The organism is Pseudomonas sp. MHK4 (assembly GCF_054600775.1).
Genome location: NZ_BAAIAK010000010.1, coordinates 85,458 through 111,118, shown reverse-complemented (window position 1 = coordinate 111,118; position 25,661 = coordinate 85,458). Strand labels below are relative to the sequence as shown.

Genomic DNA, 25,661 nt, shown 5'->3' with positions numbered 1-25,661 from the left:
ATGCAAGGCGCACAGTTGAGACATCAGCCTCCCGTACCCGGCCGCAAGCCGGTGCCGCGAGGTGCCAGCCGAATGGTGGCCAAAGAGCCGATGTCCGCGCGCCTGCCGAAAGCCAACTTCGGTGTTCTCAAAGCCCTGTTCTGGCCGGTGCTGCTGGTCGCGTTGGGGTTCGGAACTTACGAAGGCGCACAGCGTTTACTGCCGTACGCCGACCGACCGATCACCAAGATCGCGGTGCAGGGCGACTTGAGCTACATCAGCCAGCAAGCGGTGCAGCAGCGAATCGCCCCATACGTGGCGTCGAGCTTCTTCACCATCGACCTGGCGAGCATGCGCACCGAGCTTGAAACCATGCCATGGATTGCCCATGCCGAAGTGCGCAGGGTGTGGCCGGACCAGGTGGTGATTCGCCTGGAAGAACAATTGCCGGTGGCCCGTTGGGGCGACGAATCGCTGTTGAACAACCAGGGGCAGGCGTTTACCCCGCGCGAGCTGGCCAACTACGAACACTTGCCGCAGTTGTTCGGTCCGCAGCGGGCCCAGCAGCAAGTGATGCAGCAATACCAGGTACTGAGCCAGTTGCTCAGGCCATTGGGCTTCTCGATTGCGCGCCTGGAGTTGCGCGAACGAGGCAGCTGGTTCCTGACGACCGGCCCTGGCAGTGCCGGGCCCGGGATCGAACTGCTGCTGGGACGCGGCAACCTGGTGGAAAAGATGCGCCGTTTCATTGCCATCTATGACAAGACGCTCAAAGAACAGATTACGAACATTGCGCGCATCGATCTGCGCTACGCCAACGGCCTCGCTGTTGGCTGGCGGGAACCAGTAGCGCCTACGACAGCCCAACCCGCTGTCGCGAAGAATTAAGAGAGGCAGGACCCATGGCAAACGTGCAAAGCGGCAAAATGATCGTCGGTCTCGATATCGGCACCTCCAAGGTGGTGGCGCTGGTCGGCGAGGTCGCGGACGACGGCACGCTGGAAATCGTCGGGATCGGCACCCATCCGTCCCGCGGCCTGAAGAAAGGCGTGGTGGTGAACATCGAGTCCACCGTGCAGTCGATCCAGCGCGCCATCGAAGAAGCGCAGCTGATGGCTGGCTGCCGCATCCACTCGGCGTTTGTCGGCGTGGCCGGCAACCATATCCGCAGCCTGAACTCCCACGGCATCGTGGCGATTCGTGATCGCGAGGTCAGCTCGGCTGACCTTGAGCGTGTGCTCGACGCGGCCCAGGCCGTGGCGATCCCGGCTGACCAGCGGGTGCTGCACACCTTGCCGCAGGATTACGTGATCGATAACCAGGAAGGCGTCCGCGAGCCTCTGGGCATGTCCGGCGTGCGCCTGGAAGCCAAGGTCCACGTGGTCACCTGCGCCGTCAATGCCGCACAGAACATTGAAAAATGCGTGCGTCGCTGCGGCCTGGAAATCGACGACATCATCCTCGAGCAACTGGCATCCGCGTACTCGGTGCTGACCGACGACGAGAAAGAGCTGGGCGTGTGCCTGGTGGACATCGGTGGTGGCACTACCGACATCGCGATCTTCACCGAAGGCGCGATCCGCCACACCGCGGTGATCCCGATCGCGGGCGACCAGGTGACCAACGACATCGCCATGGCGTTGCGCACCCCGACCCAGTACGCCGAAGAAATCAAGATCCGCTACGCCTGTGCCCTGGCCAAACTGGCAGGCGCCGGTGAAACCATCAAGGTGCCAAGTGTTGGTGACCGTCCGCCGCGCGAGCTGTCCCGCCAGGCCCTGGCCGAAGTGGTCGAGCCACGTTACGACGAGCTGTTCACGCTGATCCAGGCCGAGTTGCGCCGCAGCGGCTACGAAGACCTGATCCCGGCCGGCATCGTGCTGACCGGCGGCACGGCGAAGATGGAAGGCGCTACCGAGCTGGCCGAGGAAATCTTCCACATGCCGGTACGCCTGGGCGTGCCTCATGGCGTGAAAGGCCTGGATGACGTGGTACGCAACCCGATCTATTCCACGGGCGTTGGCCTGTTGATGTACGGCCTGCAGAAGCAATCCGACGGCATCTCGTTCTCGGGTATCGGCAGCCGCGACAGTTTCAGCAACGAAGAACCCAAAGGCGCCTTGCTCGATCGCATCAAGAGCTGGGTCCAGGGCAACTTCTAACGAAGTAGTTTCAAGCGACAAGCGGCACGGCAGCAAAAAGCAGTAGGCGAAAAAACTAGAGAACGTAAAGGAGAGGGAAAATGTTCGAACTCGTAGACAACATCCCCGCAAGCCCGGTTATTAAAGTTATCGGTGTCGGCGGTGGCGGCGGCAACGCCGTGAATCACATGGTCAAGAGCAACATTGAAGGTGTCGAGTTCATCTGCGCCAACACTGATGCCCAGGCGCTCAAGAGCATTGGCGCGCGGACCATCCTGCAACTGGGTACCGGCGTGACCAAAGGTCTGGGCGCTGGCGCCAACCCTGAAGTAGGTCGTCAGGCCGCTCTCGAAGATCGTGAGCGCATTGCCGAAGTCCTGCAGGGCACCAACATGGTGTTCATCACCACTGGCATGGGCGGTGGTACCGGTACCGGTGCTGCGCCGATCATTGCCGAAGTGGCCAAGGAAATGGGGATTCTCACCGTTGCGGTGGTGACTCGTCCGTTCCCGTTCGAAGGCCGCAAGCGCATGCAGATCGCCGATGAAGGCATCCGCCTGCTGTCGGAAAGCGTCGACTCGTTGATCACCATTCCCAACGAGAAGCTGCTGACCATCCTCGGCAAGGACGCAAGCCTCTTGTCGGCTTTTGCCAAGGCTGACGATGTACTGGCCGGTGCCGTTCGCGGTATCTCCGACATCATCAAGCGTCCGGGCATGATCAACGTCGACTTTGCCGACGTCCGTACCGTGATGAGCGAAATGGGCATGGCGATGATGGGCACTGGCTGCGCCAGCGGTCCGAACCGTGCACGCGAGGCCACCGAAGCGGCCATTCGCAACCCATTGCTCGAAGACGTGAACCTGCAAGGTGCACGCGGCATCCTGGTGAACATCACCGCCGGTCCTGACCTGTCCCTGGGTGAGTACTCCGACGTGGGTAGCATCATTGAAGCCTTCGCTTCCGAGCACGCCATGGTCAAGGTCGGTACCGTTATCGATCCGGACATGCGCGACGAGCTGCACGTGACTGTCGTTGCGACCGGTTTGGGCGCTAAAATCGAGAAGCCGGTGAAGATCATCGACAACTCAGTGCACACGTCGATGGCTTCCCAGCCGCAACAACAGGCCCCTGTTCGTCAGGAAGCTCCAGCGGTGAACTACCGTGACCTGGACCGTCCGACCGTCATGCGCAACCAGGCTCAGGCCGGTGCTGCGACTGCCGCGAAGATGAATCCGCAAGATGATCTGGACTACCTGGACATCCCGGCCTTCCTGCGTCGTCAGGCCGATTGATGAAATGTATCAGGGCTATGAAGTTGATTGGTGTTCAGCAAAGGCGTGGTCTGCTATCATCGCCAGCCTTTGTTGATACCAGTTCGCAATTTGCGCTGAAGCGGCCCAAGCCATGATTAAACAACGCACACTGAAAAATATTATCCGTGCCACAGGTGTAGGTCTGCACTCCGGGGAGAAGGTATACCTGACCCTCAAGCCTGCGCCGATCGACACCGGCATTGTGTTTTGTCGTGCCGACCTCGATCCTGTGGTGCAGATTCCTGCACGCGCGGAAAACGTTGGCGAAACCACCATGTCGACCACGCTGGTCAACGGTGACGTCAAAGTGGACACGGTGGAGCACTTGCTCTCGGCCATGGCTGGCCTGGGCATCGATAACGCCTACGTCGAGCTCTCCGCGTCCGAAGTGCCAATCATGGATGGTAGCGCTGGACCTTTCGTATTCCTGATTCAGTCGGCTGGCCTGGAAGAACAGGACGCCGCGAAGAAGTTCATCCGCATCCTGCGGGAAGTGACAGTGGAAGACGGCGACAAGCGCGCCACTTTCGTCCCTTTCGAAGGTTTCAAGGTGAGCTTCGAGATCGATTTCGATCACCCGGTTTTCCGTGACCGCACCCAAAGTGCAAGCGTGGATTTTTCCAGCACTTCGTTCGTAAAAGAAGTCAGCCGCGCCCGTACCTTTGGTTTCATGAGTGACATCGAGTACCTGCGCAAGCACAACCTCGCGCTCGGCGGCAGCGTTGAAAACGCCATTGTGGTCGACGCTGATGGTGTACTGAACGAAGACGGCCTTCGCTACGAAGACGAATTCGTAAAGCACAAGATCCTCGACGCAATTGGTGACCTCTACCTGCTGGGCAACAGCCTGATTGGTGAGTTCAAGGGCTTCAAGTCCGGCCACGCACTGAACAACCAGCTGCTGCGCAAGTTGATCGAGCAGACAGATGCCTGGGAAGTCGTGACGTTCGAAGATGCCAGCACCGCACCGATCTCTTACATGCGCCCTGTTGCGGCCGTGTAAGTAAAAAACCTCTCTAGTTTTTTAAGGGCTGCCTTCGGGTGGCCTTTTTTTATGTCCACGCATGTTGCTCTCCGCTCGCTACAGCGCCACCACCCGATTGCGTCCCGTCTCCTTGGCCTGGTACAGCGCCTTGTCCGCGGCAAACATCAGTACCTCCAGGTTGATGTCGGTGCAGGCATTCCAGGTGCTGATGCCAATGCTCACGGTCATCGGCGAGTCGGCGCCGTCGATCAATGGAAGCTGTTCCACGGCCTTTCGAATGTGCTCGGCGATCAGCTGTGCACCGGCCATGTCGGTTTCCGCCAGCACCACCGAAAACTCCTCGCCACCGTAGCGCGCGACCAGGTCGGTCGGGCGCCGTACGTGGCTGCGCAACACTTGGGCCAACGTGCGCAGCGCCTCATCACCGGCTTGATGGCCATGGCGGTCGTTGAAGGCCTTGAAGTGATCGGCATCGATCATCAGTAACGACAACGGCTTGCCGGAGCGCTGGGCGCGAAACCATTCATGACGCAACGTCTGGTCCAGTGTGCGGCGGTTGGCCAGGCCGGTCAGAGCGTCGGTGGCGGCCAATTGCGCCAGTTCCAGTTCGGCATGGTGGCGCAGGCGCAATTCGCGGCAGAGCAACCAGGTCAGCCACAGCAGGCACGCACACAGGGCAATGGTCGCGATGCTGACCACCAACGCCGTGCGTTGCCACGAATCGAACACTTCTGCGCCCGATAGCGCCACGATGACAATCAGCGGCAGATTGCCGACCTGGGAAAAGGTATACAGTCGCTGATCCTGATAACGACTCGAGACACTGCTGAAGCTGCCGTTGCCTTCCTTGACGATGCGCTGGAAGTTGGGGCGGTTGCTGAAGTCCGTGCCGGTCAGGTCTTCGCTCAGGCGAGGGACCTGGGCGAGCAGGATTCCATCCTTGTTGATCAGGCTGATCGAGCTGTCGGGACCGATGTTCAAGCTGTTGAACAGCTGTTCGAAGTAGCTCAGACGCATGGCCGCCTCGGCGACTCCAAGGAACTCGCCTTGGGCGCCGCTGATCCGGCGACTGAAGCTGATGCGCCATTCGTTGTTGGCCATCCGGGAGCGAAAAGGCCGGCTGATGAACATGCCCGGGTCGCTGTTGTTCACGTGGGACAGAAAGTACTCGCGGTCGGCAAAGTTGCCTGACCTGGGCTCTCGTGAAGCCGAATCGGCGAGCACATTGCCCTCTCGGTCGAGCAACAGAATGTCACCCTTGTAGGGTGCCGCGGTGGCGCGATCGAACAAGGCCAGATGACGGATCTGCGGGGAAACCTGCATGAGGTCTTCACGTCGGGAGGCCGCGATCAATCCGAGCAGGGAAACATCATAGAGCTCGACGTTACGCAGGACGTCGGCTTCGATCAATTGCACGATGTTGGACGCGGAGCGGCTGGCTGACAGTTCGGCATTGGCGCGTTCACGCACTAGCAGAAACGCCACGATGCTCAGGATGGCAATCACCAGCAACACGCTGCCAAGAATCACCAGCCGCTCGGATCGCGTGGATCGGGATGTGTGGTGAGATGTCGTGCGCTCGCTCATGGTTCTGGCTTCTGCTGTCTAGGCGTCGGGGACATTCTTTTACAAGAATCGGGCAGCGTCCCGGACACCCGGATAAAAAAAAGGCCAGCAAAACCTGCCGGCCTTTTGTTTATTGAAGCTTAGAAGACATTGAGCGGGTAGTCGAAAATCACCCGGTACTCGTCGGTGTCCTGATCCAGTGCACCATAGCCGTTGCCGCCCCGGTTGGTTGCCCATTGCAGGCGCACTGCCAGGTTCCTCGCCTGGCCGGCCTGGACCACGTACTTGAGTTCGATGTCGCGCTCCCAGTGCCTGGCGTTCTTGCCGTCGGCGCTGTACCACGCGCTATACCCGGGGCTGTCTGGATCGACCTTGGTCAGGTCCAGTTTACCCCGGGAGTAGGACAGCGCCGAAGTCAGTCCCGGCAGGCTGAGCCCGACGAAGTCATAGGCGTACTTGAGTTTCCAAGAGCGTTCGTTCGGGCCGTTGAAGTCCGAGTATTGCTGGGAGTTGTCGAGGAAGACGCTGTCGCCCTGGCTGATGTAGTCGAACGGGGTATTGCCGTTGACCCGCTGGTAAGCGGTGGTGACGCTGTGATTGCCCACGCCGACAGTGAAATGCAGGCTGTAGGTGTTGTTGTCGATGTGGCCGAGCAGTGCATCGCCGGTGTCTTGCGTGTGATAGATGTGCAGGCCCGGGTTGAGGCTGACCGTCTCGTTGAGTGCATAGGTGTAATCGAGGTCGTAGTAGTACTGGTTCCAGATGTCCTTGAGCTCGGCAGCATACAGGCTGCTGGTCAAGCCTGGCAGGCCGCTCCAGGCCACGCCGGCCCAATTGAGATGCTGGCTCTCGTCACCCTCGGCCAGGCTGCCGTAGGACGTACCAATGCGGATATGGCCGCTTTGGTTGTACGGTTTGGTGAAGCTCGCCTGACCCCCTTCGATCAGCCAGCCGTCGAAGCTGTGGTTGGTCAGGCTGACGCCGCGAAAGGTCTGCGGCAGCATGCGGGTTTCGCCACCGGCAATCACCGGGTTGGCGAGAAACAGGTCGCCGGCCTTCAATTCGGTATCGAAGGCCCGCATCTTCAGGGTAGCGCCTGCGGTGGAGAACGAGCCCGGTGCTTTGCCGTTGCCATCGCTGACCGGCAGGATGCTCGAATTGTCCGTACCGCCGCCGCCGTCGAGCTTGAGCCCGAGCATGGCATGGGCATCGATGCCGAACCCGACCGTGCCTTCGGTGAAGCCCGACTCGAAGATGCCCAGCAAACCCTGGCCCCATTCAATGTTGTCGTCCGCCTGCTGCTGGCGATTGCGGTTCATGTAGTAGTTGCGTGCGTTGAATGTAAGGCTGGCGTCTTCGGTGAAACTTTGGCCAGCAGCCGAGTCATCGGTGGCGTGGGCATTGGCGGCCATCGTTGCAGCGAATGCAACGAACAGCGCAAGGGAACTGAGTGGGAAACGCACGGGGGGTAAAGCTCCTGGGTCAGCGGTGAACATCACTGTTCTTTCAGTTGCAGAGGATTCTGGTGAGCGAGGAGGACGCAGCGGGTTGTAAAACCACAACGAAAAAAAGCCGCTGATGGCAGCGGCTTTGAAGACAACTATTCATTGGGAAGAGCCGATGAAAAGTGTCGAGGGAAACTGGAGCGATGCGCGCAAATCAGCTGTCTTTTTCAGCCTGCTTGGCTTGAATGCTCGACGCTTGTGGGGCTTGGGTGGCCTCCTGGGCTTTGGCGGTCATCTCGCTCTGGTGCTCTTCATACGCTGCGGCTCGGGCGGTATTTTGCGCGACGAAGGCGTGCGACTCCTCGGCCATGGCGAACGGAGACAGGAACAGAGAAGACAGAACGAAAGCGCTGGCAATACCCATACTGTTGGACATCTTTTAAACCTTCTTGCTTGGCAAGTGCTGTTTGGTGCGGGCAAAGATAAGGGGCTTGGGAGAAAGGAAAAAGAGCGGATTCATGAAAGGACTGTTACGCAAAGAGCAAAGATCGCTGGCGGCCATACCCGACCCACTGTAGGAGCTGGCTTGTCGGGTCGCCGCATCGCAGCGATGGCGATCCCACCGACGCCATCGCCAGCAAGCCGGCTCCTACAGAGGCGTGTCATGCCGCAAACCCATGGCCGAGGGCGTGGTCTTTTGCGGTCGTCAGACCGGCAAATGCATACCAAAGGTGTTCATCCCATGGTCACTGCGCACGAACACATCCCCGCCATGCATCAGGGCAATCGCCTTGACGATGGCCAACCCCAACCCGTGGTTGTTGCCACTGTTGCTGCGCGAGGCGTCGACCCGGTAGAAGCGCTCGAACAGGCGCGGCAGGTGCTCGCTGGAAATCGGTATGCCCGGGTTTGCCACGCCAATGCTGACCCGGTGCTCGCCCGCTTCGATTCGCACTTCGATGACTTGTCCGGGGCCGGTGTGCTGCACGGCGTTGTTCAGCAGGTTGATCAAGGCCCGGCGCAGGTGGGCGATCTCGATTCGAACCTGGGCGTCGCCGCTGACCTGAACCTGTACCTGGGCATCCTCGAGAATGAAATCCAGGTATTCCAGGGTCGTGGCCACTTCCTCCGCCAGCGAGGTGGACGTCAATTTTGTAGCCTTGCTGCCTTGGTCGGCGCTGGCCAGGAACAGCATGTCGTTGATGATCGAGCGCAGTCGCTCGAGCTCTTCAAGGTTCGATTGCAGCACCTCGAAATAATGCTCCGCCGAACGCCCGCGAGTGAGGGCGACCTGGGTCTGGCCGATCAGGTTGGTCAGTGGCGAGCGCAGTTCATGGGCGACATCGGCGTTGAACGATTCCAGTCGCGAGTAGGCTTGTTCGACCCGCTCCAGCGTCGAGTTGAACGAGTCGACGAACTGATTCAGTTCCGGGGGCAGCGATGACAGGCGCAAGCGGCCTGAACGCAACGGCGGGGCCAGGCGCTGGGCCTCCTGGGACAGCTTGATCAGCGGCTTGAGCCCGATTCGCGCCACCCAGTAGCCCAGCGCCGAGGCCATCAGCACGCCGATGACTGCCAGGCTGACCAGGGCGATCAGCAACTGGTGCTGGGTATGGAAAAACGTTTGCGTGTCGATGCCGATCATGAAGCGCAGGGGCGGGCGCTGGTCCTTGGCCGGGAACTGGCTGACCAGCACTTTCAGCGGGTAGGGGCGATCCACCAGTTGCATGTCGCGCATACCCAGCGGTCCTGCGGCAAAGGCACGGATGCTCGGTGTTGGATTGCCGTATTCATAGTTCGGATCGCCGCTGACGATCCAGAAACTGATGCGCTTGTCTTCCTCGCCGAGCAGCTTGAGCTTGTTGTTGATCTTCACCCAGTGTTCGGGCGTGCCGTAGCGGCCGACGGTGGATTCGAGCACGCTGTAGCGCGCATCGAGTTCCGCTTCGGGCAGCAGGCCCAGGCCTTTGTCGACCTGCTGGTACAGCGCCCAGCCGATCAACAGGAACACCACCAGCGCCACCAGCGTGAACATCCCGCTCAGTCGTAGCGCAATGGAATTACTGGACACCGCGGCTCTCCAGCACATAACCCATGCCACGAATCGTGTGCAGCAACTTCTCTTCGAACGGCCCGTCGAGCTTGGCCCGCAGACGTTTGATCGCGACCTCGACGACGTTGGCGTCGCTGTCGAAATTGATGTCCCAGACCATTTCGGCGATGGCGGTTTTCGAGAGGATTTCACCTTGGCGACGGGCCAGCACACTGAGCAGCGAGAATTCCTTGGCCGTCAGGTCCAGGCGTGTGCCGGCGCGGGTAGCCTTGCGGCTGATCAGATCTATCCACAGGTCGGCGATGCTCACTTGCACCGGTTCGTGGCCGCCGCTGCGCCGGGTCAGCGCCTGCAGGCGCGCCACCAGTTCGAGAAAGGAAAAGGGTTTGCCCAGGTAATCGTCGGCACCGTCGCGCAGGCCCCTGATGCGGTCTTCGACCCGTTCGCGGGCGGTGAGCATGATCACCGGGGTCTGCTTGCGCGCACGCAAGGCGCGCAGTACGCCGAAGCCGTCCAGGCCCGGCAGCATGACGTCGAGGACGATCACCGCGTAGTCGCTCTCCAGCGCCAGGTGCAGGCCTTCCACGCCATCGCGGGCCAGGTCCACGGTGTAACCCTGTTCCGTCAGGCCGCGGTGCAGATAATCCGCGGTTTTTTCTTCGTCTTCGATAATCAGGACGCGCATGACCCCGCCTCAGTCTGTGGTCGCCAGCTTTGGCACTGGCGAAGCTGCTGGTGGGAGAGTTTGCCTATGAAATAAACGCTCCAGCCACAAGTATATGACCGGCGTGGTGAACAGCGTCAGCGCCTGGCTCACCAGCAAGCCGCCGACCACGGCGATCCCCAGGGGTTGGCGCAGTTCGGCGCCGGTGCCGTAGCCGAGCATCAGCGGCAGGGCGCCGAGCAGGGCGGCGAGGGTGGTCATGATGATCGGACGGAACCGGGTGATACAGGCCTTGAAGATCGCCTCTTCCGGCGGCAAACCACCGTTGCGCTGCGCTTCGAGGGCGAAGTCGATCATCAGGATGCCGTTTTTCTTGACGATGCCGATCAGCAGTACCAGCCCGATCAGCGCCATGATCGAAAAGTCCTGGCCGCAGATCCACAGCATGATCACCGCACCGAGGCCGGCCGATGGCAGTGTCGAAATGATCGTCAGTGGATGCACGAAGCTCTCGTAGAGCACGCCGAGAATGATGTACACCGCCACCAGCGCCGCCAGGATCAACCATGGCTGGCTGGCCAGCGAACTCTGGAACGCCTGGGCCGCGCCCTGGAAATTACCGCTGATGGCCGTCGGCATGCCGATGTCGACCTTGGCCTGGTTGAGCATGATCACCGCATCGCCGAGCGCCACGCCGGGTGCCAGGTTGAACGACAGGTTGGCGGCCGGGAACATGCCGTCATGGGCGATGGACAGCGGCCCCACCGTTGGCGCGTCGAATCTCGCCAGGGCCGAGAGCGGCACCATTTCCCCGCTCAGGGGCGAGCGCAGGTAGAAGTAGTTGAGGCTTTCGGCCTTGCCGCGTTGTCGGGTGTCCAGCTCCAGGATCACGTTGTACTGGTTGATCTGAGTCTGGAATTCATTGATCTGGCGCTGGCCGAACGCGTCGTATAGCGCTTCGTCGACATCGCTGGCGGTCAGGCCAAAACGTGCCGCGGCGCTGCGGTCGATGCTGATATGGGTGATGCTGCCGCCCAGTTGCAGGTCGTTGGAAATGTCGCGGAAGGCCGGGTTGCCGCGCAGTTTTTCCGTCAGGCGCTGGGTCCAGGTGCTCAGGACCGCACCGTCGTTGCTCTTGAGCACGTACTGGTATTGGGCCCGGCTCGGGCCGGAACTGAGGTTGATGTCTTGCCCGGCGCGCAGGTACAGGACGATGCCCGGTACTTTCATCAATTGCGGGCGAATCCGGTCGATGAACTCGCTGGCTGACACATCGCGGTCACCGCGTTTTTTCAGGGCGATCCAGAAGCGGCCGTTAGCGATGGTCTGGTTGCTGCCCGACACGCCGACCGAGTGAGAGAACGCTTGAACCGCTGGATCAGCGGCGACGATTTCGGCCATCGCCAGGTGTTTTTTCACCATGTCGCCGTAGGAAATGTCCGCAGCTGCTTCGGTGGTGCCAAGAACAAAGCCTGTGTCCTGGACCGGGAAGAAACCTTTAGGGATAAAGATGTACCCGGCGACCGCCAACCCCAGCGACAGACCGAACACGCCGATCATCAATTTCTGGTGGGCGAGGGCACGGCGCAGGCCTTTTTCGTACCACGCCAGCAGGCGTTCACCGAAGCCCGGTTTATCGTGGGCGTGATGCACGGGCGCGCGCATGAACAGCGCCGCCAGCGTAGGTGCCAGGGTCAGGGACACCACCACCGAAATCATGATGGTCGAGGTGGCGGTCAGGGCGAACTCCTTGAACAGGCGTCCAACTACGCCGCCCATGAACAGCAGCGGAATGAATGCCGCCACCAGCGAGAAGCTGATTGAAACCACGGTAAATCCGATCTCGCCGGCGCCCTTGATCGCCGCCTCACGCATGCTGTCACCGGCCTCGAGATGTCGGTGGATGTTCTCCACCACCACGATCGCATCGTCCACCACAAAGCCCACGGCCACCACGATCGCCACCAGCGTCAGGTTGTTCAGGCTGAAGCCCATGACGTACATCAGCGCAAAGCTGGCAATCAGCGACACACCGAGCACCGCCGATACGATCAGGGTGGCCGACAGTTGGCGCAGGAATAGCGCCATCACCGCCACCACCAGCATCACGGCGATCATCAAGGTGATTTCCACCTCGTGCAGCGAAGCGCGGATGGTCTGTGTGCGGTCGATCAGCACCTTGACCTGCACCGAGGCGGGCAGCATTGCCTGCAGCGCCGGCAGCGCGGCCTGAATGCGGTCCACGGTCTCGACGATGTTGGCGCCTGGCTGGCGGAAAATCACAAGGTTGACGCCCGGTTGCGATCCGGCCCACGCCTGAACGTAGGCATCCTCCGAACCGTTGACGACTTTTGCGACATCCTTGAGGTGAACCGGTGCACCGTCCTTGTAGGAAACGATCAACTGGCTGTATTCGTCGGGGTGGAACAGTTGATCATTGGTCGAAAGCGTCGAGATGCTCGATTCGCCGTACAGCGCGCCTTTGGCCAGGTTGAGACTGGTCTGCTGGATCGCCAGGCGAATGTCAGCCAGGGTCAGGCCGATGGCGGCGAGTTTGTCGGCGGACACCTGGACCCGGATCGCCGGACGTTGCTGGCCGGTGATGGATACTTGGCCAACACCATCGACCTGACTGAGTTGTCGGGACAACAGGGTTTCCGTCAGGTCGCTGAGCTCGGGGCCAGGCATCAGCGACGAGTTGACGCTGAGGATCAGCACCGGGCTGTCGGCCGGGTTGACCTTGCGCCAGGTCGGCAGGTTCGGCATGTCCTTGGGCAGTTTGCCCGCTGCGGTGTTGATGGCGGCCTGGACTTCCTGGGCGGCGGTATCGATGCTTTTGTCGAGGGTGAATTGCAGGGTCAGGTTGGTCGAGCCCAGGGCGCTGCTCGAGGTCATTTGAGTCACGCCGGGAATGGCGCTGAATTGCACTTCAAGGGGCGTGGCCACCGATGACGCCATGGTTTCCGGGCTGGCACCGGGCAATTGCGCGGCCACCTGGATCGTCGGGAATTCTGCCTCAGGCAGCGGCGCGATGGGCAGGCGCGGGAAGGCAATGGCCCCCAGCAGCACCAAGGCAAACGTCAGCAGAATCGTGGCCACCGGGTGGTCGATGCACCAGGCGGATACCGAGCCGTGGCCTTTCATGGCGCCGCCTCCGACTGCACGACCTGCGGCGGTTCGGTCAGCACTTGCACAGTTGCGCCGGGCTTGAGCCGCGACTGACCGTCGCTGACCAGCACGTCACCCGGTTTCACCCCCTTGATGATGCTCTGGCCGCTACCCTGGTAAACCATCTGCACGGGCACGGTTTCAACCTTGTTGCCGTTTACCCGATAGACGAAATGCTGATCAAGGCCACGCTGTACGACGGTGGGCGGTACCACCAGCGCATCTTTATCCAGCGCTGTCTGAATCTTTACCGTCACCAACAGGCCGGGCCAGAGTTTTTGCCCGGCGTTGTTGAATTCGGCCTTGGCGCGTATGGTGCCGGTGTTGGCGTTGATCTGGTTGTCGATCAGGGTCAAGTGACCTTCGCCCAGCAGGTTGCCGGTTTCGCCGTCGGTGTCGGCACCGATGTAGGCCTTGACCCTGGCACGTTCCGGGTCGCTGATCAGGCCTTGCAGGGTCGGCAGCATTTGCTGCGGCAGGGAGAACTCCACGGCAATCGGGTCGATCTGGGTCACCGTGAACAGTCCCAGGGCGTCAGTCATGCGCAGGAAGTTGCCTTCATCCACTGTGCGAATACCGACACGGCCACTGACCGGGGAGCGAATCTGCGTGTACGACAGCTGCACCTGGGCCGCGTCAATCGAAGCCTGGTTGCCTTGGGCAGTGGCCTTGAGCTGATTGACCAATGCTTGTTGCTGGTCGTAGGTCTGTTTGGAAACACCGTCGTCGACGCTCAACAACTTGTAGCGCTTGAGGTTGACCTGGGCCACTTGCAGTTGCGCCTGGCTTTCGCCCAGTTGCGCCCGGGCCTGATCCAGGCTGGCGCGGATCGATCGGTCGTCGATGGTGGCTAACAGGTCGCCTTTGGCCACCAGTTGGCCTTCCTTGACCAGGATTTTAGTGAGGATGCCGTCGATTTGCGGGCGGACCACCACGCTGTGCAGCGACAGCACCGAGCCGATGCCGCTGACGTAGCGGGGCACTTCTTTTTCGACCACGTTGACCACTCGCACCGGAATGGCGGTCGGTGCGGCGATTTTGGCCGCGGACGGTTTCATCAGGTACCACGCGCCCAGCGCCACCAGCACGATCAGAAAGGCTGCAAGAAGAACGGATTTTTTCTGAGTTCGCATGCGAGAGGGGCGCCGGGTCGGGAAATGGAAGTGTGCGCAGCTTTGTCTACCTACGTTATATCCCTGTGACCCGGTCAGGAAGGTGACTGTTAACTGACAGCCGTGTCAGTTTGGTCGTATGGAGTCCCACTCGGTCACGTAGGCCGTTTTGCTTTTCTTGTTGTAGAGGCACAGTTCGGTACCCTGCTGGCCTTTCATGTGTTTTTGCGGGTACTGGCCTTGCAGCAGCAGGGCGGTGTAGCCGACCCGATCATCGAACTGCGCGGCGTTGCCGACGGGTTTGGCATTCGCCAGACCGCTGGCCTTGGTGCAACTGGCGAGGGCGGCTTTGTCGTAGGCGGCCCAGGCGTCGGCGCTGGAGGCGTGGACCTGGGTGGCGAGAGTCGCGAGGCAAACGAAGGTCAGGGTGACAGCTTTCATGGTTCAGGGATCCTTGGGCGGGGGGTGGCCAAGGTGTGAGTATGCCTGAAGGCTTGGAGGGGCGAACGCAGGCCTCGGCGAGGGACGGGTCAGACCGGAACCTCTTCCCGGCGCACCACGTACATCCCGGCGCTTTCATACAACCGCAGTGCGCGAACATTGCCTTCCAGCACTTTCAAATCGACGAACCCTTCGCGCCGCTGTTGAAACACGTTGAACGCATTGAGCAGCAACGCTCGCCCCAAACCGCGGCCTTGAGCCCGGGGATGCACCACCAGACTCTTGATGTAGGCGCTGGTCCAGCACTGACATACGCCAACGATACCCAGGGCATCCAGAGCGATGAAGCACAGTGTCGGATCATATTCAGGATCGGTTTCAAAACGCTGTTGCCATGCGTCCAGGGACGGGACGCGGCCACCTCCTTGCAGGTGACCCAGCTCCATCAGGCGATGCACCTCTTCCGCCCGTTCGGGCCGATACCCGGTCAGGACAATTCCCTGGGGCCAGGTGATGTCGGGCACGGCGTCAGCGAGACAGCGCCGCATGAGGAAGCAGAATTGCCCGTCCAAGACTCAATGACCTTGTTCGGCCACAGCCTTGGCCGCGTCGATCAGGCACTTGGTCAGCTCCGGCGAAGAGAACTTGGTCAGCACCGCATTCGCCCCCGCCAGCCGTGCCTTTTCGCTGTTCATCGCGCTGTCCAGGGACGTATGCAGCAACACGTAGAGGTGCGCGAAGTCCGGGGTTTCACGCAGGGTGCGGGTGAAGGCGTAGCCGTCCATTTCGGACATTTCGATATCGGAGACGATCAGGTTGATCTGCTGGGCGGTGCCTTGCAGGTCCAGCAGGCAGTCGATGGCTTCCTTGGCGCTGCGGGCCGTGTGGCATTGCAGGCCCAGGTTGCGCAAGGTGTGCACCGATTGTTGCAGCGCGACCTGACTGTCATCGACCACCAGGATGCGGGCGCAGCCCAGGATCTCGGCATCTTCCATGCTGAGCTCGGTGGGCGCCATGTCGATGGGCACCGGGGCGATGCCATGGATGACCTTCTCGATGTCCAGCACCTGCACCAGGGTGCCGTCGACCGAGGTCACGCCGGTGATGTACGAGCGCGAACCGCCAGAGCCGAAGGGGGGCGGACGGATGTCGGTGGTCAGGCAGTGCACGATCTTGCTCACCGCCTGTACATGCAAGCCTTGCTTGGAGCGGCTGACGTCAGTGACGATCAGGCAGCCCCCGTCAGGATCTTCCAGCGGACGCTCACCGATGGCACGACTGAGGTCGATCACCGACAACGAGGTGCCACGCAGGGTGGCGATGCCTTTGACGTGGGGATGGGATTCGGGGAGTTTGGTCAGTGGCGGGCAAGGGATGATTTCACTGACTTTGAGCAGGTTGATCGCCATCAGCTTGCCACTGCGCAAGGTAAACAGCAGAAGCGAAAGTGAGTCTGCGCGGGCTTTGGTCGAGGACATAAAAACCTTCTGTGGAAAAAGGTGGTGAGGCGATCAGTAGATCAGCCACAGCTTTCGATGCCAGGTTATCGACTTGTCGGGGGCAGGCTTTAGGAAAAATCCCCTGAGCCTGTTCAGCCCCATAAAAAATGAAACAAAAAAGCCCCGTCTCTTTAAAAGAGAGCGGGGCTTTATTTTGCATCGGCTGGCGGAGGAGAACTTACTCGTCGTCGCCCATCTGCGATTGCAGGTAGTTCTCGATACCGATCTTGTCGATAAGACCCAGTTGGGTTTCCAGCCAGTCGATATGTTCTTCTTCGGACTCGAGGATATCTTCAAGCAATTCACGGCTACCGAAGTCGCCGACGGTTTCGCAATGCGCGATCGCCACTTTCAGGTCGGCATGGCCGGTCTTCTCGATACGCAGGTCACACTCGATCATTTCCTGGGTGTGCTCGCCAATCTGCAGCTTGCCCAGGTCCTGCACGTTCGGCAGGCCTTCAAGGAACAGGATGCGCTTGATCAGCTTGTCCGCGTGCTTCATCTCGTCGATGGATTCGTGGTACTCGTGCTTGCCGAGCTTGTTCAGGCCCCAATCTTCGTACATGCGTGCATGCAGGAAGTATTGATTGATCGCGACCAGCTCATTGGCAAGGATCTTGTTGAGATGCTGGATGACTGTAACGTCGCCTTTCATGGTGGGGTCCTGCCCTGTATTAGCTGTCTATAAGGCAGAGTTTGAGCCGCATAACTAAGAGTGTCAAACCTAAGTTATTGAATAATATATGAAAATTAATCGGAATAAGAATGTTTGTGTTCCGCGTCTAGAGCCTAAGCAATTGATTTTCGGGCATAAAAAAACCGGACATGAGTCCGGTTCTTTGAAATGGGGTATTTATGCAGCAGTAAATTCAACAGGAAAAGGGATCGCGGCCTGGGCCGTTTGCAATTTGGTCAGGGTCTCGCGGACCACTTCCTTGGCGAGGCAGGCACATTTGCCGCATTGACTGGCAACGCCGGTGGCCTGGCGTACTTCCTTGTAGCTGCAGCATCCTTCATAGATCGCATCGCGGATTTGGCCGTCGGTGACGCCAGTGCAGAGGCAAACATACATAAGTGAAAACCGTCGCTGTTTATGTCTCGAATGCGATGGATCTTAATGTTAACGAGAATGATTGTCAAAGTGCTTTGGAAGGGGTTTTTGACAGGCCTGACGAACGGTTGGTCAGCCACGCGCCGTAAACCGAAATACCCTTCGTCCTTTTTTACGCCCATGGGAGAAACCGTTACGGACAGGCCAAAAACGCAGTGTATGATGGCCGGTCTTTTCGAAACGGGTTCGTGTCACAGGGCTGTCGCCTGAGGGTGGCAGGCTGATGCAAACCTTGTTCTTAACGCTTCTACACCAGGAGATATCCAATGAGCGTACTCGTAGGCAAACAAGCCCCTGACTTCACCGTACCGGCCGTACTCGGCAATGGCGAAATCGTCGACAGCTTCACCCTGTCGTCGGCCATCAAAGGCAAATACGGCCTGGTGTTCTTCTACCCACTGGACTTCACCTTCGTTTGCCCGTCGGAGCTGATCGCTCTGGACAACCGCATGTCCGAGTTCAAGGCACGTAACGTTGAAGTGGTCGCTGTTTCGATCGACTCGCACTTCACCCACAACGCATGGCGCAACACCCCGGTAAACGATGGTGGTATCGGCGCAGTTCGTTACACCATGGCTGCCGACATCAAGCAGGAAATCATGAAGGCCTACGACGTTCAGTCCGCTGACGGCGTTGCTTTCCGTGGCGCGTTCCTGATCGACGACAAAGGCGTTGTCCGCTCGCAGATCATCAACGACCTGCCGCTGGGTCGTAACATGGAAGAGCTGCTGCGTCTGGTCGACGCCCTGCAATTCCACGAAGAGCACGGCGAAGTTTGCCCTGCCAACTGGAAAAAAGGCGACAAAGGCATGAACGCTTCGCCAGAAGGCGTTGCGGCCTACCTGACCGAGCACGCTGCTGCGCTGTAAGGCACCAGGTACAAAAAAACCGGCCTCAGGGCCGGTTTTTTTATGGGCGGAATATACAAAACCCTGTAGGAGCGAGCTCGCTCGCGATGGACTCGAGAACGCCGCGGGGTGTCAGGCTCCCAACGTATTTGTTGACGACCATCGCGAGCGAGCTCGCTCCTACAACCACATCAGTCGCCGAAGTCTTCCCAGCCGCCCATTTGCTTCCAGCGATTGACGATGCCGCAGAACAGCTCGGCGGTCTTCTCGGTGTCGTAGCGAGCCGAGTGGGCCTCGCGACCGTCGAAGTCGATATCGGCGGCCTGGCAGGCCTTGGCCAGCACGGTTTGACCATAGGCCAGTCCCGCGAGCGTCGCCGTATCGAAACTCGAGAATGGATGAAACGGGTTGCGCTTCATGTCCAGGCGCGCGACTGCGGCATTGAGGAAGCCCAGGTCGAAACTGCTGTTGTGCCCGACCAGGATCGCCCGTTTGCAACCATTGGCCTTGAGCGCCTTGCGCACGCCACGGAAGATATCGTTCAGCGCCGCTTCTTCGCTCACGGCCATGCGCAACGGGTGATCGAGCTTGATCCCGGTGAACTCCAGGGCTGCCGCTTCGATGTTCGCACCTTCAAACGGCTCGACCCGGAAGAAGTAGGTGTGATCCGGGTACACAAACCCCTTTTCATCCATGGCGATCGTTGTCGCGGCGATTTCCAGCAAGGCGTCGGTGGCCGAGTTGAAACCACCGGTTTCTACGTCGACGACAACCGGCAGGTAGCCACGGAACCTGGCGGCCATTGGGTGACGGGAACCACCGCCACCGCCTTGACCTTCCTGTTCGTCGTCGAAATGGTCTTCACTCACGCGTGTTCCTCCAGCAGGCGCCAGCGCAGTTTTTCACCGGCGCGCAGCGGGATAACGGTCAGCTCGCCAAACGGCAGGCTGGTCGGGGCGGTCCAGTCTTCGCGGACCAGGGTAATGCGATCGGTGTTTGCCGGCAGGCCATAGAAACGCGGGCCGTTGAGGCTGGCGAAGGCTTCGAGCTTGTCCAGCGCATTGCGCTGTTCGAAGGCTTCGGCGTACATCTCGATCGCCGCATAGGCGGTGTAGCAACCGGCGCAGCCACAGGCTGCTTCCTTGGCGTGCTGGGCGTGGGGCGCCGAGTCGGTGCCAAGGAAGAACTTTTCGCTGCCGCTGGTGGCGGCGTCGAGCAGGGCTTCCTGGTGTGTATTGCGCTTGAGGATCGGCAGGCAGTAGAAGTGCGGCCGAATCCCGCCCACCAACATGTGGTTGCGGTTGTACAGCAAGTGATGTGCGGTGATGGTCGCGCCAACGTTGGCCGAAGCCGAGTTGACGAACTGCACGGCGTCAGCGGTGGTGATGTGTTCGAACACCACCTTGAGGGTCGGGAAACGCTCGACCACGCGACGCATGTGCTCATCGATGAAGATTTTTTCGCGGTCGAACACGTCGACATCGCCGCGAGTGACTTCACCGTGGATCAACAACGGCATCCCGACTTCGGCCATGGCCTCGAGTGCAGGGAAGATCTTGTCGAAGCTGGTGACGCCCGAGTCCGAGTTGGTGGTCGCGCCGGCCGGGTACAGCTTGGCGGCGTGAACGAAACCGCTGGCCTTGGCCTCGCGAATTTCTTCAGGCTGGGTGCGGTCGGTGAGGTACAGCACCATCAGTGGTTCAAACGGGCTGCCGGCCGGGCGGGCAGCGAGAATCCGCTGGCGATAGCCGTCGGCTTCAGCCGCATTGCGCACCGGTGGTACCAGGTTGGGCATGATGATGGCGCGGCCAAAGGTGCGCGCGACATCCGCGACGGTATTGGTCAACACGGCACCATCGCGAAGATGAATATGCCAGTCGTCGGGACGCAGCAGGGTCAGGCGGTCGGACATGAGGGGATTCCAGGCGGGTCAAACTGAGGGGAATGCTACCGGAAAAGACTCTTGCAGGCACTCGCTATCAAGTTTTACGGGAAGCTTCCGATATCCAACAGGTATGCCGTGAACATCTGTGTGTCGGTCTTTTTTGTTGTAGAAGCCAGTGGAGCCTCCCGTGCGCCAGCATTATTTAGCCTTGCTCAGTGTGTTTGCCAGTCTTCCCGCGATGGCTCTCACTTTCCAGACTCGCCTGGAGAGTATCGAGTGGACGGTCGAAGGCGACAAATTCGAGTGCCGGCTGACTCAACCGATCACCGATTTCGGCTCGGGTGAATTCGTGCGCCGCGCCGGAGAGCAGGCGACGTTTCGTTTGAATGCCTACAACGCCATGATGGGCGGTGGTTCTGCGACCTTGCTGGCGGCCGCTGCACCCTGGCAGCCGGGACGCGGTGATATCAACCTGGGCACAGTGAGAATCGGCAGCGGCAAGGTCCTGTTCAACAGCTCCCAGGCCCAGGCCGGACGCTTGATCAGCGGCCTGGTCGACGGACGCAGTCCTGTGGTCCGGCACTCCTCGGGCGATGGCCGGGTGTCGGAGGTGCGTTTGTTGCCGGTCAGGTTCACCAAGGCATTTGCCGATTATCAGGGTTGCGTGGCCAAGTTGCTGCCGCAGAACTTCGATCAGCTCAAGCAATCCCAGGTTGGCTTCCCCGGTGGAGGCATCGATCTGGATGCGGCCGCCAAGACCAGGCTGCAAGTGATGCTGGAGTACATGAAAGCCGATCCGACGGTCAATCGCATCGAGCTTGATGGCCATTCCGATAACAGCGGCAATCGCCTGGCCAACCGTGACCTGTCACGGCGCCGGGCGCTGGCGGTGATGGACTTCTTCAAGGCCAACGGCATCCAGGAATCGCAGATCACCTTGCGCTTCCATGGCGAGCGTTATCCCCTGGCGCCCAACACCAGCAACGCCAACCGCGCGAAAAACCGCCGGGTAGCGATACGCCTGGAGCGGGGAGCCCCTGCGGAGCAGGTGGCCCCCCAAGCGACGAAGCCGGCCGCCTCGGCAACTTCCTGACCTTTTGGTCATCGTCGCGCTCTCGACAGAATCTGTCGCTTCGTCGTCATAAGCTGTCGCGCCACTGTAAATTATCTTGCGCGGGCGGTAGACTTGACGGCTTTCCGTAGAACCCCGTGGAGTGATGGCATGGCGGACGTAAACAAGGTCGTTCTGGCGTATTCCGGCGGCCTGGACACTTCGGTGATCCTCAAGTGGCTGCAGGATACTTATAACTGTGAAGTGGTGACCTTCACCGCTGACCTGGGTCAGGGCGAAGAGGTCGAACCTGCACGTGCCAAGGCTCAAGCCATGGGCGTGAAAGAGATCTATATCGACGACTTGCGCGAAGAGTTCGTGCGCGATTTCGTTTTCCCGATGTTCCGCGCCAACACCGTTTACGAAGGCGAGTACCTGCTGGGTACTTCCATCGCTCGTCCGTTGATCGCCAAACGCCTGATCGAAATCGCCAACGAAACCGGCGCTGACGCCATTTCCCACGGCGCCACCGGCAAGGGTAACGACCAGGTTCGTTTCGAACTGGGCGCCTACGCCTTGAAGCCAGGTGTGAAAGTGATCGCTCCGTGGCGTGAATGGGACCTGCTGTCCCGTGAAAAGCTGATGGATTACGCCGAAAAGCACGCGATCCCGATCGAGCGCCACGGCAAGAAGAAATCCCCGTACTCGATGGATGCCAACCTGCTGCACATCTCCTATGAAGGCGGCGTGCTGGAAGACACCTGGACCGAGCACGAAGAAGACATGTGGAAATGGACCGTCTCCCCGGAGAAGGCTCCCGACAAGGCGCAGTACCTGGAACTGACCTACCGCAACGGTGACATCGTCGCGCTGGACGGCGTCGAAATGACCCCGGCCACCGTGCTGGCGACCCTGAACCGCATCGGTGGCGAGCACGGTATCGGCCGTCTGGACATCGTCGAGAACCGTTACGTGGGCATGAAGTCCCGTGGCTGCTACGAAACCCCTGGCGGCACCATCATGCTGCGCGCCCACCGTGCGATCGAATCGATCACCCTGGACCGCGAAGTGGCTCACCTCAAGGACGAGTTGATGCCCAAGTACGCCAGCCTGATCTACACCGGTTACTGGTGGAGCCCTGAGCGTCTGATGCTGCAACAGATGATCGACGCTTCCCAGGCGCACGTGAACGGCGTGGTTCGCCTGAAACTGTACAAGGGCAATGTGATCGTCACCGGTCGCAAGTCCGACGAGTCGCTGTTCGATGCCAACATTGCCACTTTCGAAGAAGATGGCGGCGCCTACAACCAGGCTGACGCAGCGGGCTTCATCAAGCTCAACGCCTTGCGCATGCGCATCGCGGCGAACAAAGGTCGCAAGCTGTTCTGAGACCTTTGAGGCAGTGGAATGTGTGGCCCGGTCGTCGACGGGGCCACACATTGAAAAGGGGGGAACCTGCCCGCATCAGCATTCTTCCTGGTTTTTGCTATGACCTCTCTCATCCTTCCCTTCTGATTGATCGTCAAACACTTCGGATTCCCGTGCTTCCATGGGCAAGTGTTGATCAATGAGCGTCAAACCCTGTGAATTCATGTTGTAGGCAGCACAGAATGTTGTGCGGCAGTGTTTCTTCACGTGTTTTGAAGGGGTGGCTGCGCTTTGCTTCAGTATTGAATCCGACTCGGTACAGGTGAGGAACACGACTGCACGTGCAGCTTTTCCCGGTTCGAACTGAATGCTCTCCAACAAATGGTAGAACTCGGTCTGGCCTGACCTCCCGCGTGCATCAATGACATACAGGTCCCTCAACCGTTCAGGCAGGCGTAGGTGTTGGCGCGGCGAAAGGGCGGCACCAGAGACCGTTTCTGAAGGTGGGTCTTGTGCTTTTGAGGGGCGGCGAGTGGATTGGCCGTCAGTGACCGATGCTCTGGCAGCGGACTTTCTGGACTTCTTGTTCTCGGTTTGCTCGACACCGTCCATGACTTTTATGAAATGTTTTCCCTTTTCAAAGTCGGAGGGGGCATAAAGGGATCGATAGTTGAAGTTGAGAGTGGCGAAGAATAGCAACAGTAGATAAAAGGGAAAACTGATCAGGAACCAGATGTAGACGTCTCTGTCCTCGTTATCAAGAAAGGGCAACGAAACGGCCGCTGATGTTTCAGACAGTGTTGCGAATATTGCAATCACTGTCATGGGGTTATTTATTCTCTTTTTGAGTTTGTCCATTTTCATTCTCTTTATTGGGGGAATGCATTCTTTAAATTTAATACATCTGGCTGATGTTGGGTGGTCGGCGGTTCTGTTTTTCGATTTATTTGATTTCCGGCGGTCGCTCTTCGTTTTTTGGGTTTTATGATAATCGATGATGTGTTGGTTTTTACTGTAAGAGCGAGCGGATAAGTTGTGTGTGATATTTCTGGAGCGAGGGTTAAAGCTGGATAACTCCAGTTACTTTTTAGATCGTGAGTCGGACCGATAGGTGTCTGTTCGCTGTCTGGAGATCAATTTATCTTAATTTTTTTGTTGCAGGTCGATACAAAAAAATAATCATAATTGGAAAGTCAAGGTCTCAATAAAAGTTTTCTACCCCACGAGTTCTGGGGTTTTTTGTAGGAAAAATCTTGGATGTTTGTAGGGAATGTCTCTTGGTGCGAGTCGCTGGGGGGGGCGACATGCAAGGATGGAAACGACTAGGCTATTGTGCGGGCTCTAAAAATTCGAACAGCGAAATTGGACTTGCCCATGAATAAAGTGCTGATTGTGGATGATCACCCCGTCATTCGTCTTGCGGTACGAATGCTGATGGAGCGTCATGGCTACGAAGTCATTGCAGAAACAGATAATGGTGTGGACGCATTACAACTAGCCCGTGAATACATGCCGGACATTGTCATCCTGGATATTGGAATACCGAAACTGGATGGGCTGGAAGTTATTGCGCGACTTTCATCAGCTGCGATGCCGATGAAAGTGCTGATTCTGACTTCTCAGTCTCCTGGGCATTTTTCCATGCGCTGCATGCAGTCGGGCGCCGCCGGATATGTCTGCAAGCAACAGGACCTCACGGAATTACTCAGTGCAATAAAGGCTGTCTTGTCAGGCTACAGTTACTTTCCCAATCAGGCATTGCATACGGTGCGTGCCAGTCTTGGCAACGCCAGTGAAGCCGATATGGTGGATCGCCTGTCAGGGCGGGAAATGATGGTGTTGCAGCAGTTGGCCCGGGGCAAGACCAATAAAGAGATTGCTGATGGGATGTTTCTCAGCAACAAGACCGTCAGTACCTACAAGACTCGACTGCTGTTGAAACTCAATGCGCGCTCCCTGGTCGATCTGATCGAGCTGGCCCAGCGTAACGGCCTGGCATGATGAGCCTGGGAATGACGAAGTGCGACAGGCGAGCATTCATCGCGGTTCGACACTTAGTAAAAAGCCTCCGTTTCAGGAGGCTTTTAGGTTTCACAAGTCAAAATCGTAATCGGCCAATTGCTTTTGCAGTCGGCGCTCCTCCAACAGATTGTCGATGGTCCGGCGCTTGCTCAGGTTGGTTTTCGCTACTTCAACCACCGGCTCGGCCTCATCAGCCTCTACCGGAGTGAAGTCGTCATCTACGTCCAATTGCTCTTTGCCAGTGCTCATTTAGTTACTCCAGGCGAAGAAGGCCTTTGGGGCTCCTTATATCGACAATCCTGCGACGGGTAAAAAAGATTTTTTCAATCGATGAATGGACAAACCCAATAGCGGCTCAATCGTCCGAGGTCTTGTGCTTGTATTCGCACAAGTCTTCGATCCGGCAACTGCCGCAGCGAGGCTTGCGGGCCAGGCAGACATAGCGTCCGTGAAGGATCAGCCAGTGATGGGAGTCAAGCAGGTACTGCCTGGGCACGAATTTCATCAATTTCTTCTCGACCTCAACCACGTTCTTGCCGGGCGCGATGCCGGTGCGGTTGCTGACCCGAAAAATGTGGGTGTCCACGGCCATCGTCAATTGGCGGAATGCAGTATTGAGCACCACGTTGGCGGTCTTGCGGCCAACGCCAGGCAAGGCTTCCAGTTCTTCACGGGTCTGCGGCACTTCACCGGCATGACGCTCAACCAGCAGGCGGCAGGTCTCGATCACATTTTTGGCCTTGCTGTTGTACAGGCCGATGGTCTTGATGTACTCCGACAATCCTTCGACCCCCAATGCATGAATCGCCGCCGGGGTATTGGCAACCGGAAACAGTTTTGCCGTGGCCTTGTTGACGCCGACATCGGTCGATTGCGCCGAAAGAATCACCGCAATCAGCAATTCAAAGGCTGTGGAGTAGGCCAGTTCGGTTTTCGGTTCGGGATTGTCTTCATGCAGCCTGCGGAAAATTTCCAGACGTTTTGCGGCATTCATGGGCGATGCGTTT

General features: G+C 59.0%; 25 protein-coding genes. 8 read left to right on the top strand and 17 right to left on the bottom strand.

The window, feature by feature from the left end:
- The 4 genes from ACYP2Q_RS23080 (at nucleotide 1) to lpxC (ending at nucleotide 4,439) form a co-directional block, all read left to right on the top strand.
- Nucleotides 1-867 carry a cell division protein FtsQ/DivIB gene (locus tag ACYP2Q_RS23080; RefSeq protein ID WP_459732623.1) on the top strand — a complete coding sequence of 289 codons (867 nt, stop codon included), beginning with the start codon at nucleotides 1-3 and terminating at the stop codon, nucleotides 865-867.
- Between the two features lie 14 nt (nucleotides 868-881).
- Nucleotides 882-2,141: a cell division protein FtsA gene (gene ftsA / locus ACYP2Q_RS23075; RefSeq protein WP_008060298.1), complete on the top strand. Its 1,260-nt coding sequence runs from the start codon at nucleotides 882-884 to the stop codon at nucleotides 2,139-2,141.
- A gap of 80 nt (nucleotides 2,142-2,221) precedes the next feature.
- Nucleotides 2,222-3,415 carry a cell division protein FtsZ gene (gene ftsZ / locus ACYP2Q_RS23070; RefSeq protein WP_459732622.1) on the top strand — a complete coding sequence of 398 codons (1,194 nt, stop codon included), beginning with the start codon at nucleotides 2,222-2,224 and terminating at the stop codon, nucleotides 3,413-3,415.
- A gap of 112 nt (nucleotides 3,416-3,527) precedes the next feature.
- Nucleotides 3,528-4,439, top strand: a complete 912-nt coding sequence (gene lpxC, locus ACYP2Q_RS23065) for a UDP-3-O-acyl-N-acetylglucosamine deacetylase (protein ID WP_008060300.1) — start codon at nucleotides 3,528-3,530, stop codon at nucleotides 4,437-4,439.
- Between the two features lie 78 nt (nucleotides 4,440-4,517).
- Here lpxC and ACYP2Q_RS23060 read toward each other — a convergent pair whose 3' ends face one another.
- From ACYP2Q_RS23060 to ACYP2Q_RS23005, 12 genes are all read right to left on the bottom strand, one after another.
- Nucleotides 4,518-6,008, bottom strand: coding sequence for a GGDEF domain-containing protein (locus ACYP2Q_RS23060; RefSeq protein WP_459732621.1), 1,491 nt, complete (start codon nucleotides 6,006-6,008; stop codon nucleotides 4,518-4,520).
- A 119-nt stretch (nucleotides 6,009-6,127) separates the two neighbouring features.
- Entirely contained in the window at nucleotides 6,128-7,483 is a 1,356-nt protein-coding gene (locus tag ACYP2Q_RS23055; protein ID WP_459732620.1) for an OprD family porin, read from the bottom strand.
- Between the two features lie 163 nt (nucleotides 7,484-7,646).
- Nucleotides 7,647-7,868 carry a hypothetical protein gene (locus tag ACYP2Q_RS23050; RefSeq protein WP_459732619.1) on the bottom strand — a complete coding sequence of 74 codons (222 nt, stop codon included), beginning with the start codon at nucleotides 7,866-7,868 and terminating at the stop codon, nucleotides 7,647-7,649.
- A 270-nt stretch (nucleotides 7,869-8,138) separates the two neighbouring features.
- Complete coding sequence (locus ACYP2Q_RS23045) at nucleotides 8,139-9,503, bottom strand: heavy metal sensor histidine kinase (protein ID WP_459732618.1); 1,365 nt, start codon at nucleotides 9,501-9,503, stop codon at nucleotides 8,139-8,141.
- Nucleotides 9,493-10,170 (bottom strand): heavy metal response regulator transcription factor, encoded by a 678-nt coding sequence (locus ACYP2Q_RS23040; protein WP_175391038.1) that lies wholly within the window; start codon nucleotides 10,168-10,170, stop codon nucleotides 9,493-9,495. The genes ACYP2Q_RS23045 and ACYP2Q_RS23040 overlap by 11 nt, the downstream gene beginning before the upstream one ends.
- Before the next feature lie 9 nt (nucleotides 10,171-10,179).
- The gene (locus tag ACYP2Q_RS23035) at nucleotides 10,180-13,293 is read right to left on the bottom strand and encodes a multidrug efflux RND transporter permease subunit (RefSeq protein WP_459732617.1); all 3,114 of its coding nucleotides are present in this window, start codon (nucleotides 13,291-13,293) and stop codon (nucleotides 10,180-10,182) included.
- Nucleotides 13,290-14,450 (bottom strand): efflux RND transporter periplasmic adaptor subunit, encoded by a 1,161-nt coding sequence (locus ACYP2Q_RS23030; protein ID WP_459732616.1) that lies wholly within the window; start codon nucleotides 14,448-14,450, stop codon nucleotides 13,290-13,292. The genes ACYP2Q_RS23035 and ACYP2Q_RS23030 overlap by 4 nt, the downstream gene beginning before the upstream one ends.
- A 105-nt stretch (nucleotides 14,451-14,555) precedes the next feature.
- The gene (locus ACYP2Q_RS23025; protein ID WP_459732615.1) at nucleotides 14,556-14,870 is read right to left on the bottom strand and encodes a hypothetical protein; all 315 of its coding nucleotides are present in this window, start codon (nucleotides 14,868-14,870) and stop codon (nucleotides 14,556-14,558) included.
- Nucleotides 14,871-14,959: 89 nt separating this feature from the next.
- The gene (locus ACYP2Q_RS23020) at nucleotides 14,960-15,418 is read right to left on the bottom strand and encodes a GNAT family N-acetyltransferase (RefSeq protein ID WP_459732614.1); all 459 of its coding nucleotides are present in this window, start codon (nucleotides 15,416-15,418) and stop codon (nucleotides 14,960-14,962) included.
- A 27-nt stretch (nucleotides 15,419-15,445) separates the two neighbouring features.
- Complete coding sequence (locus ACYP2Q_RS23015; protein ID WP_459732613.1) at nucleotides 15,446-16,348, bottom strand: chemotaxis protein CheW; 903 nt, start codon at nucleotides 16,346-16,348, stop codon at nucleotides 15,446-15,448.
- Nucleotides 16,349-16,547: 199 nt separating this feature from the next.
- Nucleotides 16,548-17,024, bottom strand: coding sequence for a bacterioferritin (gene bfr, locus ACYP2Q_RS23010; protein ID WP_180205315.1), 477 nt, complete (start codon nucleotides 17,022-17,024; stop codon nucleotides 16,548-16,550).
- Nucleotides 17,025-17,222: 198 nt separating this feature from the next.
- The gene (locus ACYP2Q_RS23005; protein WP_008057530.1) at nucleotides 17,223-17,441 is read right to left on the bottom strand and encodes a bacterioferritin-associated ferredoxin; all 219 of its coding nucleotides are present in this window, start codon (nucleotides 17,439-17,441) and stop codon (nucleotides 17,223-17,225) included.
- A gap of 305 nt (nucleotides 17,442-17,746) precedes the next feature.
- Between ACYP2Q_RS23005 and ACYP2Q_RS23000 the strand changes: the two genes are divergently transcribed.
- Nucleotides 17,747-18,349 carry a peroxiredoxin gene (locus ACYP2Q_RS23000; RefSeq protein ID WP_008057532.1) on the top strand — a complete coding sequence of 201 codons (603 nt, stop codon included), beginning with the start codon at nucleotides 17,747-17,749 and terminating at the stop codon, nucleotides 18,347-18,349.
- Between the two features lie 170 nt (nucleotides 18,350-18,519).
- Here the strand turns inward: ACYP2Q_RS23000 and rnt are convergent, their stop codons facing one another.
- Together rnt and pyrC are read right to left on the bottom strand one after the other, a co-directional pair.
- Nucleotides 18,520-19,197 (bottom strand): ribonuclease T, encoded by a 678-nt coding sequence (gene rnt / locus ACYP2Q_RS22995; RefSeq protein ID WP_008057533.1) that lies wholly within the window; start codon nucleotides 19,195-19,197, stop codon nucleotides 18,520-18,522.
- The gene (pyrC, locus tag ACYP2Q_RS22990; protein WP_459732612.1) at nucleotides 19,194-20,240 is read right to left on the bottom strand and encodes a dihydroorotase; all 1,047 of its coding nucleotides are present in this window, start codon (nucleotides 20,238-20,240) and stop codon (nucleotides 19,194-19,196) included. Before pyrC ends, rnt begins: the two co-directional genes overlap by 4 nt.
- Before the next feature lie 160 nt (nucleotides 20,241-20,400).
- Here pyrC and ACYP2Q_RS22985 point away from each other — a divergent pair, with 160 nt between their 5' ends.
- Both ACYP2Q_RS22985 and ACYP2Q_RS22980 read left to right on the top strand, forming a co-directional pair.
- Entirely contained in the window at nucleotides 20,401-21,306 is a 906-nt protein-coding gene (locus tag ACYP2Q_RS22985; protein WP_459732611.1) for a flagellar protein MotY, read from the top strand.
- Between the two features lie 129 nt (nucleotides 21,307-21,435).
- Nucleotides 21,436-22,653, top strand: a complete 1,218-nt coding sequence (locus ACYP2Q_RS22980; protein ID WP_008032151.1) for an argininosuccinate synthase — start codon at nucleotides 21,436-21,438, stop codon at nucleotides 22,651-22,653.
- 75 nt (nucleotides 22,654-22,728) lie between these two features.
- On the opposite strand, the gene ACYP2Q_RS22975 is transcribed toward ACYP2Q_RS22980, so the two are convergent.
- Nucleotides 22,729-23,490, bottom strand: a complete 762-nt coding sequence (locus ACYP2Q_RS22975) for a hypothetical protein (RefSeq protein WP_459732610.1) — start codon at nucleotides 23,488-23,490, stop codon at nucleotides 22,729-22,731.
- 516 nt (nucleotides 23,491-24,006) lie between these two features.
- Between ACYP2Q_RS22975 and ACYP2Q_RS22970 the strand changes: the two genes are divergently transcribed.
- The gene (locus tag ACYP2Q_RS22970) at nucleotides 24,007-24,633 is read left to right on the top strand and encodes a response regulator transcription factor (protein ID WP_179055796.1); all 627 of its coding nucleotides are present in this window, start codon (nucleotides 24,007-24,009) and stop codon (nucleotides 24,631-24,633) included.
- A gap of 90 nt (nucleotides 24,634-24,723) precedes the next feature.
- Here ACYP2Q_RS22970 and ACYP2Q_RS22965 read toward each other — a convergent pair whose 3' ends face one another.
- Nucleotides 24,724-24,903, bottom strand: coding sequence for a PA3496 family putative envelope integrity protein (locus ACYP2Q_RS22965; protein WP_459732609.1), 180 nt, complete (start codon nucleotides 24,901-24,903; stop codon nucleotides 24,724-24,726).
- 106 nt (nucleotides 24,904-25,009) lie between these two features.
- Nucleotides 25,010-25,648, bottom strand: a complete 639-nt coding sequence (gene nth, locus ACYP2Q_RS22960; RefSeq protein WP_459732608.1) for an endonuclease III — start codon at nucleotides 25,646-25,648, stop codon at nucleotides 25,010-25,012.
- Between the last annotated feature and the right edge of the window lie 13 nt (nucleotides 25,649-25,661).

Bases quoted from the DNA above. Each gene is read 5' to 3' on its own strand.
- ACYP2Q_RS23080 (WP_459732623.1), top strand. From the start codon at position 1: ATGCAAGGCGCACAGTTGAGACATCAGCCTCCCGTACCCGGCCGCAAG.
- ftsA (WP_008060298.1), top strand. From the start codon at position 882: ATGGCAAACGTGCAAAGCGGCAAAATGATCGTCGGTCTCGATATCGGC.
- ftsZ (WP_459732622.1), top strand. From the start codon at position 2,222: ATGTTCGAACTCGTAGACAACATCCCCGCAAGCCCGGTTATTAAAGTT.
- lpxC (WP_008060300.1), top strand. From the start codon at position 3,528: ATGATTAAACAACGCACACTGAAAAATATTATCCGTGCCACAGGTGTA.
- ACYP2Q_RS23060 (WP_459732621.1), bottom strand. From the start codon at position 6,008: ATGAGCGAGCGCACGACATCTCACCACACATCCCGATCCACGCGATCC.
- ACYP2Q_RS23055 (WP_459732620.1), bottom strand. From the start codon at position 7,483: ATGTTCACCGCTGACCCAGGAGCTTTACCCCCCGTGCGTTTCCCACTC.
- ACYP2Q_RS23050 (WP_459732619.1), bottom strand. From the start codon at position 7,868: ATGTCCAACAGTATGGGTATTGCCAGCGCTTTCGTTCTGTCTTCTCTG.
- ACYP2Q_RS23040 (WP_175391038.1), bottom strand. From the start codon at position 10,170: ATGCGCGTCCTGATTATCGAAGACGAAGAAAAAACCGCGGATTATCTG.
- ACYP2Q_RS23035 (WP_459732617.1), bottom strand. From the start codon at position 13,293: ATGAAAGGCCACGGCTCGGTATCCGCCTGGTGCATCGACCACCCGGTG.
- ACYP2Q_RS23030 (WP_459732616.1), bottom strand. From the start codon at position 14,450: ATGCGAACTCAGAAAAAATCCGTTCTTCTTGCAGCCTTTCTGATCGTG.
- ACYP2Q_RS23025 (WP_459732615.1), bottom strand. From the start codon at position 14,870: ATGAAAGCTGTCACCCTGACCTTCGTTTGCCTCGCGACTCTCGCCACC.
- ACYP2Q_RS23020 (WP_459732614.1), bottom strand. From the start codon at position 15,418: ATGCGGCGCTGTCTCGCTGACGCCGTGCCCGACATCACCTGGCCCCAG.
- ACYP2Q_RS23015 (WP_459732613.1), bottom strand. From the start codon at position 16,348: ATGTCCTCGACCAAAGCCCGCGCAGACTCACTTTCGCTTCTGCTGTTT.
- bfr (WP_180205315.1), bottom strand. From the start codon at position 17,024: ATGAAAGGCGACGTTACAGTCATCCAGCATCTCAACAAGATCCTTGCC.
- ACYP2Q_RS23005 (WP_008057530.1), bottom strand. From the start codon at position 17,441: ATGTATGTTTGCCTCTGCACTGGCGTCACCGACGGCCAAATCCGCGAT.
- ACYP2Q_RS23000 (WP_008057532.1), top strand. From the start codon at position 17,747: ATGAGCGTACTCGTAGGCAAACAAGCCCCTGACTTCACCGTACCGGCC.
- pyrC (WP_459732612.1), bottom strand. From the start codon at position 20,240: ATGTCCGACCGCCTGACCCTGCTGCGTCCCGACGACTGGCATATTCAT.
- ACYP2Q_RS22980 (WP_008032151.1), top strand. From the start codon at position 21,436: ATGGCGGACGTAAACAAGGTCGTTCTGGCGTATTCCGGCGGCCTGGAC.
- ACYP2Q_RS22975 (WP_459732610.1), bottom strand. From the start codon at position 23,490: ATGGACAAACTCAAAAAGAGAATAAATAACCCCATGACAGTGATTGCA.
- ACYP2Q_RS22970 (WP_179055796.1), top strand. From the start codon at position 24,007: ATGAATAAAGTGCTGATTGTGGATGATCACCCCGTCATTCGTCTTGCG.
- ACYP2Q_RS22965 (WP_459732609.1), bottom strand. From the start codon at position 24,903: ATGAGCACTGGCAAAGAGCAATTGGACGTAGATGACGACTTCACTCCG.
- nth (WP_459732608.1), bottom strand. From the start codon at position 25,648: ATGAATGCCGCAAAACGTCTGGAAATTTTCCGCAGGCTGCATGAAGAC.